Annotated in this window: 6 protein-coding genes; 2 read left to right on the plus strand and 4 right to left on the minus strand. The window is 73.1% G+C overall.

The annotated features are described in order from the left end of the window. The 3 genes from GRC12_RS39830 to GRC12_RS39840 form a co-directional block, all read right to left on the minus strand. Positions 1–788: small ribosomal subunit Rsm22 family protein (locus GRC12_RS39830; RefSeq protein ID WP_208785342.1), on the minus strand; the 788-nt coding region annotated here is incomplete at its 3' end. Between the two features lie 12 nt (positions 789–800). Beyond that, positions 801–1,994 (minus strand): serine hydrolase domain-containing protein, encoded by a 1,194-nt coding sequence (locus GRC12_RS39835; RefSeq protein ID WP_208785343.1) that lies wholly within the window; start codon positions 1,992–1,994, stop codon positions 801–803. Further along, positions 1,946–3,244: a multidrug effflux MFS transporter gene (locus GRC12_RS39840; RefSeq protein WP_208785344.1), complete on the minus strand. Its 1,299-nt coding sequence runs from the start codon at positions 3,242–3,244 to the stop codon at positions 1,946–1,948. Before GRC12_RS39840 ends, GRC12_RS39835 begins: the two co-directional genes overlap by 49 nt. 87 nt (positions 3,245–3,331) lie before the next feature. Between GRC12_RS39840 and GRC12_RS39845 the strand changes: the two genes are divergently transcribed. Next, the gene (locus GRC12_RS39845; RefSeq protein ID WP_208785345.1) at positions 3,332–4,354 is read left to right on the plus strand and encodes a Gfo/Idh/MocA family protein; all 1,023 of its coding nucleotides are present in this window, start codon (positions 3,332–3,334) and stop codon (positions 4,352–4,354) included. On the opposite strand, the gene GRC12_RS39850 is transcribed toward GRC12_RS39845, so the two are convergent. After that, positions 4,341–5,984, minus strand: coding sequence for an alkaline phosphatase D family protein (locus GRC12_RS39850; RefSeq protein ID WP_208785346.1), 1,644 nt, complete (start codon positions 5,982–5,984; stop codon positions 4,341–4,343). The genes GRC12_RS39845 and GRC12_RS39850 overlap by 14 nt on opposite strands. A gap of 131 nt (positions 5,985–6,115) precedes the next feature. On the opposite strand from GRC12_RS39850, the gene GRC12_RS39855 reads away from it, so the two are divergent. Beyond that, positions 6,116–6,874, plus strand: coding sequence for an SDR family oxidoreductase (locus tag GRC12_RS39855; protein ID WP_208785347.1), 759 nt, complete (start codon positions 6,116–6,118; stop codon positions 6,872–6,874). Positions 6,875–7,212 lie beyond the last annotated feature (338 nt).

A 7,212-nucleotide genomic window follows, 5' to 3' on the forward strand; every position in this document is an offset into this window, starting at 1 on the left:
ACGTAGCTGAACTTCTCGTCCTCGTACGCCAGCGAGCCGCCCTTGACCTGGCGGTGCAGGGAGGAGCGGCTGACCCGGGCGGAGAAGTGGCACCAGTCGGTGCCGGGGGCGATCGGGCAGGCGGCGCTGTGCGGGCAGGGCGCGGCGACCTGGAAGCCGGCGTCGGTCAGCCGCCGGCGGGCCTCGATGACGCGGGCGTATCCGGCGGGGGTGCCGGCCTCGACGATCACGACGGCCCGGGCGGCGGCCGCGGCGGCGTCGACGAGGGCGGCGCGGTCGGGCTCGGTGAGTTCGTTGAGGACGTAGGAGACGGTGACGAGATCGGTGCTCTCGAGGGTGAGCGCCGCTCCGATCCGTGAGCGCTGCCAACGGGCGCCCCGCAGCGCCGGGTTGGCGGCGGCGAGTTCCTCTCCGAGGGCGAGGGCGGGTTCGGACCAGTCCAGCACGGCGATGTCGCGCTCGCCGGCCCAGGTGGCGCTGACGGCCCAGGTGGCGGCCCCGGTGCCCCCGCCGACGTCCGTGTGGGTGGCGGGCACGAACCCGGGCACGGCCGCCGCGAAGGCGTCCAGGACCGCCCGTACCGCCTCGAAGGTCGCCGGCATCCGGTACGCGGCGTAGGCGGCCACGTCGGCGCGGTCGCGCAGGATGGGCGCGTGGGTGGGGGTGGCGCCCCGGTAGTTCGCGATCAGCCGGTCGACCGCGTTCGCGGCCTGCTTGGGCGGCAGGCCGTCGAGGAGGGAGGCGAGGGTGGAGCGGAGGGTCTCGGCCGGGGGTACGGGGGCGTTCACCGGGGGATTCTCTCAGGTTCTCGTGACCGGTCCGATCCCGCGTACGGCCCGTGCCAGTCGGGTGGCCGCGGCCGCCCGCGGTCTGCTGTCCGGCTGCCGTCTGCGAGGGTGGACGGTGTTCGCCAGCAGCACCAGGAAGGTGTCCGTCGCCGGGTCCAGGACCAGTGACGTGCCCGTGAAGCCGGTGTGGCCCGCCGCCCCGCGTCCCGCCAGTTCGCCCATGAACCAGGGCTGGTCCACCGCGAAGCCCAGGCCGGGGGGCGTCAGCAGCAGCTCCACGAAGTCCGGGCCGAGGATGCGCGCGGGGCCGTAGGAGCCGCCGGCCAGCAGGGTGCGGCAGAAGACGGCGAGGTCGCGGGCGGTGGAGAAGAGCCCGGCGTGCCCGGCCACTCCCCCGAGCGCCCAGGCGTTCTCGTCGTGGACGACGCCCCGCAGCATCCCCCGGTCCGCCTTGCCCCACGGCCGCCGCTGGTCCTCGGTCGCCGCCGCACCGGGGCACGGCCCGAAGTCGGTGGCGGTCATGCCCAGCGGTCTGGTGATGCCCTCGTGGACCAGGACGTCCAGCGTGCGGCCGGTGACGCGTTCCAGGACGTACTGCAGGAGCAGCATGTTGAGGTCGGAGTAGGTGTAGGTGCCGGGCACGCCGATCGGCGCCTCGGCCTGCAGCATCGCCATGCGCTCGGTGTCGTCCGCGCAGTCGTACAGCGGCAGTTCGGGCCGCAGTCCCGAGGTGTGGGTGAGCAGTTCCCGCACGGTGATCCCGTGCCGTGCCGCCGCCCGGAACTCCGGCAGATAGGCGCCCACCCGGGCGTCGATGCCGAGGGTGCCCCGCTCGATCTGCTGGACCGCGGCGACGGAGGTGAACAGTTTGGTCAGGGAGGCCAGGTCGAAGGGCGTGCCGACGGTCATCGGGACGCGTGCCGCGGCCGGCAGCTCGATGCCCGCGTCGGTCTCCTCGTCGTAGCCGGAGTACCGTACGGCCCACCCCGCCGCCTCCTCGACGGCGATCACCGGCCCGCGTCCGGCGACCACGACGGTGCCCGCGGCCCAGGGGCGTGCCCCGGTGGTGAGGTCGGTGACCTCCTGGACGAGGTGACGCAGCTCCACGGGATCGAGTCCGGCCCGTTCCGCGGTGTCGCCGCGCAGTCTCGGCGCGCTCAGCTCCCTGCTCCCTCCGTATCCGCACGTGTGTTCCAGGGACGGCACATTCCCATGAAACAGGCCAGCGCCACCAGTGCGGCCACCAGTTGGACGACGGCCATCGGGACGGCCGTGTGCTCGCCGGCGATCCCGACCAGCGGGGAGGCGACGGCGCCGATGAGGAAGGAGGAGGTGCCGAGCAGCGCGGAGGCGGAGCCGGCGGAGTGCCGGGTGCGCATCAGCGCGAGCGCCTGGGCGTTGGGCAGTGTCACGCCCATCGCCGACATCAGGACGAAGAGCGCCGCGGCGACGGGGGCGAGGCCCACCGCGCCCAGGGCGCCGGTGGACATCAGCAGCAGCGCGGTCGCGGCGGCGATCACCACCGCCAGGCCCACGCCCATGACCTTCTCCAGGCTGACCCGCCCGACCAGCACCTTGCCGTTGATCTGCCCGACGATCACGAGCCCGACCGAGTTCAGGCCGAACAGGAGGCTGAAGGTCTGCGGGGAGGCGCCGTAGATGTCCTGGATGACGAACGGGGAGGCCGAGATGTACGCGAACAGCGCCGCGAACGCGAAGCCGCCCGCCAGCATGAAGCCGGTGAAGGGCAGGTCGGCGAGGAGCCGGCGCATCGAGTGCAGGGCCTCGCCGACGCCGCCCGCGTGCCGCTCGGCGCGCGGCAGGGTCTCGGGCAGCCGCGTCCACACCAGCCCGCCGAGCAGCAGGCCCACGACGGTGAGGACCACGAACACCCCGCGCCAGTCCGTCACCCGCAGGATCTGTCCGCCGATCAGCGGCGCGACGATCGGAGCGACCCCGGAGATCAGCATCAGGGTGGAGAAGAAGCGGGCCATCGCCGTGCCGTCGTACAGGTCCCGCACGACCGCCCGGGCGATCACTATGCCCGCCGCGCCCGCCAGGCCCTGCACCAGCCGGAAGGCGACCAGGACCTCGACGTTCGGGGCGAACGCGCACAGGGCGGTGGCGAGGACGTACACCGCGAGGCCGGTGAGCAGCGGGCGGCGGCGGCCCCACTTGTCGCTCATCGGGCCGACCACCAGTTGTCCGAGCGCCATGCCGAGCAGACAGGCGGTCAGGGTGAGCTGGACGGTGGCGGCGGGGGCGTGCAGGGCGTGGGTGACCTCGGGCAGCGAGGGGAGGTACATGTCCATCGCCAGCGGGGGTGTGGCGGTGAGGCCGCCCAGGATGAAGGTGACGAGCAGACCGGTCCGGCGCACGGCGCGGACGGCGGCCGGTTCCGCTTCCGCTCCGGCCGCCTGTGTCGTCTGTGGTGTCGAGGCCCCCTGCTCGGCCATGTGCCCCTCCCTTTCCGATCGATACGCCACCTATGCTCTCAGCTCGTACACAGTGGCGAGGATCGCACGAGCGAGGGTGGGGCGGGCATGACGGCGGAGAGTGTGCGGTGGGGCATCCTGGCGACCGGTGGGATCGCCGCCGCGTTCACGGCGGATCTCGTCGATCTGCCGGACGCCGAGGTGGTGGCGGTGGCCTCGCGGACCGAGGCGTCGGCGAAGGCGTTCGCGGAGCGGTTCGGCATCGAGCGGGCCTACGGCGACTGGGCCGCCCTGGCCCAGGACGCGGACATCGATGTCGTGTACGTCGCCACCCCGCACTCGGCGCACCGGGCGGCCGCCGGTCTGTGTCTGGAGGCCGGGCGGAACGTGCTGTGCGAGAAGGCGTTCACGCTGAACGCGCGCGAGGCCGAGGAGCTGGTCGCGCTGGCGCGGGAGCGCGGGAGCTTCCTGATGGAGGCGATGTGGATGTACTGCAATCCGCTGGTGCGGCGGCTGAAGCGGATGGTGGAGGACGGCGCGATCGGTGAGGTGCGCCATGTGCAGGCCGACTTCGGGCTGGCGGGGCCCTTCCCGCCCTCGCACCGGCTGCGCGACCCGGCGCAGGGCGGCGGCTCGCTGCTGGATCTCGGGGTGTACCCGGTGTCGTTCGCGCAGCTGCTGCTCGGGGAGCCGTCGGACGTGACGGCGAGAGCGGTGCTCTCCGACGAGGGCGTCGATCTCCAGACGGGTGCACTGCTCTCCTTCGAGAGCGGCGCTCTCGCCTCGGTGCACTGCTCCATCGTCGGCGGTACGGCGACCTCGGCCTCCGTCACCGGCTCGCAGGGCCGCATCGACATTCCGCACGGCTTCTTCTTCCCTGACCGGTTCGTGCTGCACCGGGACGGCCGCGACCCGGAGGAGTTCGCCGCCGACCCGGCGGACGGGCCGCGCAACAGCCTCCGGCACGAGGCCCGCGAGGTCATGCGCGCGCTGCGGGCCGGTGAGACCGAGTCGCCGCTCGTGCCGCTCGACGGCACCCTCGCCGTGATGCGCACGCTCGACGCGATCCGCGACCGCGTCGGCGTCCGCTACCCGGGCGAGTCCGCGGACCCGGCCCTCACGCCGGCTTGAGCCCCTGCGCGCCCACCTCCGTCACGAAGGAGGCGGCGGTGGAGACGGGCGCGCCGGTCGTGGTCACGTACGGCACGGTCTTGAAGTCGGCCCGCGCCGCCGTCTCGTCCAGCGTGACCTTCACATAGCCGCGCCGGCCGTCGTAGAACTTCAGGTGCGGGTTGGCGGTCATGTACGTGTCCCAGTTCGCGGGTTTCTCGGTGCCGTCCTGGCCGCTGGCGATCGAGGTGGCCACGATCTCGGTGCCCAGGGTGCGCGAGGACGGGTCGTCGAAGTCGTCCTTGATGTCGAAGGCGTACGCCACGTGCACATCGCCGCTGAGCACCATCAGGTTGGCGACCCCGGCCGCCTTGGCGCCGTCCAGGACGCGGCGGCGGGAGGCCGGGTAGCCGTCCCAGGCGTCCATGGAGACCTTGGCGACGGGGTTCAGGTCCAGCTTGCGCTGCGAGAAGCAGACCTGCTGCGGTACGACGTTCCACAGCGCCCCGGAGGCCCTCCAGCCGTCGATCAGCCACTGTTCCTGGGCGGCGCCGGTCATGGTGCGCGCCGGGTCCTCGGACTCGGGGCCCGGGACGTGCTTGCCGTCGCCGTAGGCCTGGTCGGAGCGGTACTGGCGGGTGTCGAGGACGTCGAACTGGGCGAGCAGGCCCCACTGCAGCCGCCGGTAGAGCCGGGCGTCGGGGCCGACGGGCAGCTGCGGGGCGCGCAGGGGCTGGTTCTCCCAGTAGGCGCGGTAGGCGGCGGCCCGGCGCAGCAGGAAGTCGGCCGGCGAGGTGCCGTCCTCGGGGATCGATCCCGCGTAGTTGTTGTCGGTCTCGTGGTCGTCCCAGGTGACGACGAAGGGGTGCGCGGCGTGCGCGGCGCGCAGGTCGGGGTCCGAGCGGTAGAGGGCGTAGCGCAGCCGGTAGTCCTCGAGGGTCTGGGTCTCGTGGTTGTAGAGGTCCGGGAGCACGCGGTCGGTGTAGTTGCGGGCGCCGCCGACCGCGTCGACGGGGTATTCGTACAGGTAGTCGCCGAGGTGGAAGACGAGGTCGACGTCGTCCTGGGCGAGGTGGCGGTGGGCGGTGAAGTAGCCGTCCTGGTACTGCTGGCAGGAGACGGCGGCGAAGGAGAGCGCGGGGGCGGCGCTGTCGGCGGCGGGCGCGGTGCGCGTGCGGCCGGTCTCGCTGAGCCAGGTGCCCGTGCGGAAGCGGTAGTAGTAGGCGCGGCCCGGGTCGAGGCCCTGGACCTCGACGTGCACGGCGTGGTTGAACTCGGGGAACGCGGTGGTGGTGCCCTTGGCGGCGAGGGTGGCGAAGGTCTCGTCCCGGGACATCTCCCAGTCGACGTCGACGGGCTGGGCGGGCAGTCCGCCGTCGGCCTGGTAGGGGGCGGGGGCGAGCCGGGTCCACAGCACCACCGAGGTGGGCAGCGGGTCGCCGGAGGCGATGCCGAGGGTGAAGGGGTCGTTGTCGATGCGGGCCGCGTCCAGGGCGGCGGCCGCCGCGGTGCCGGCCGCGGGCAGGTCGACGGTGAACGCGAGGGCCGCGGCGGCCGCGGTCAGAGTCAGGAAGCGGCGCCGGCCGAGCTGCCGGGCGGCGGCGCGGTACTCGGGGGCGTGCCAGCGCGAGCGGCGTGTGGTGATGATCATTCAGTCCTCCCGTCACAGTTGAGGGAGCGGACGTGCGGCGGGCCCGGGGCGACACGCTTTGTCGGGTCCACAACACCCGGATGGCGGACGGGCGGGTTCCACGTGCCGGACGCTCGCCTACGCTGCCGGACATGACGGAGAGGGAATCGAAGACCGCTGTGGTGACCGGTGCCGGGTCCGGGATCGGACGGGCGGTCGCCGTGGAGCTGTCGCGGGCGGGCTGGTCGGTGGCGCTGGCGGGGCGGCGGCCCGAGACGCTGGCGCAGACGGCGGCGCTGGTGCCCGAGGGGGCCTCGCTGGCCGTACGCACCGACGTGTCGCAACCGGAGGACGTGGCCGGGCTGTTCGCCGCCGCCGTGGAGCGGTTCGGGCGGGTGGACCTGCTGTTCAACAACGCGGGGACGTTCGGGCCGGGCGGGGTGCCGGTGGATGAGCTGCCGTACGAGGCGTGGCGGCATGTGGTGGACACCAACCTCAACGGGGCGTTCCTGTGCGCGCAGGCGGCCTTCCGGCAGATGAAGGAGCAGGACCCGCAGGGCGGACGGATCATCAACAACGGCTCGATCTCGGCGCATACGCCCCGGCCGCTGTCCGTCGCCTACACGGCGACCAAGCACGCGCTGACCGGGCTGACCAAGTCGCTGTCCCTGGACGGGCGGCCGTACCGGATCGCGGTGGGGCAGATCGACATCGGCAACGCGGCGACCGACATGACGCGGCGGATGGAGACGGGGGCGTTGCAGGCGGACGGTTCGGTGGTGCCGGAGCCCGTGATGGACGTCGCCGATGTGGCGCGCACCGTGCGGCACATGGCGGAGCTGCCGCTCGAGGCGAACGTGCAGTTCGCGACGGTGCTGGCCACGGCGATGCCGTACGTGGGGCGGGGCTGACGGCGCCGACCGACCGTCAACTCGTCAACTCTTACAAGCGGAATTTCTGCATCCGGACCATTGCGGCCGGTCGCAGGCCTATGCTCAAATCGCCTACACAGGAGCTTCACACTTGGGGGGATGGAGTTCCGCAGGCCACACCGAGGGGGGAGGCGGCAGCCGTTCCACCGCACCGGGTGGGGGTGGATCCCGCGTGGGACCGCGGGGTGCGCACCGGTGCGTCGGAACGGCTGCCGCGAGCGTCAACCGGCCTGCCCCGCCTCGCCCTTGCGCCGTCGGCGCAGCGCCCACGCCCCGCCCGCCAGCAGCGCGACCGTGCCGCCCGCGCCCTCCAGCAG

Origin of the sequence: Streptomyces griseorubiginosus (assembly GCF_017614965.1) — a bacterium.
In the GTDB taxonomy this organism is placed as follows: domain Bacteria; phylum Actinomycetota; class Actinomycetes; order Streptomycetales; family Streptomycetaceae; genus Streptomyces; species Streptomyces griseorubiginosus_B.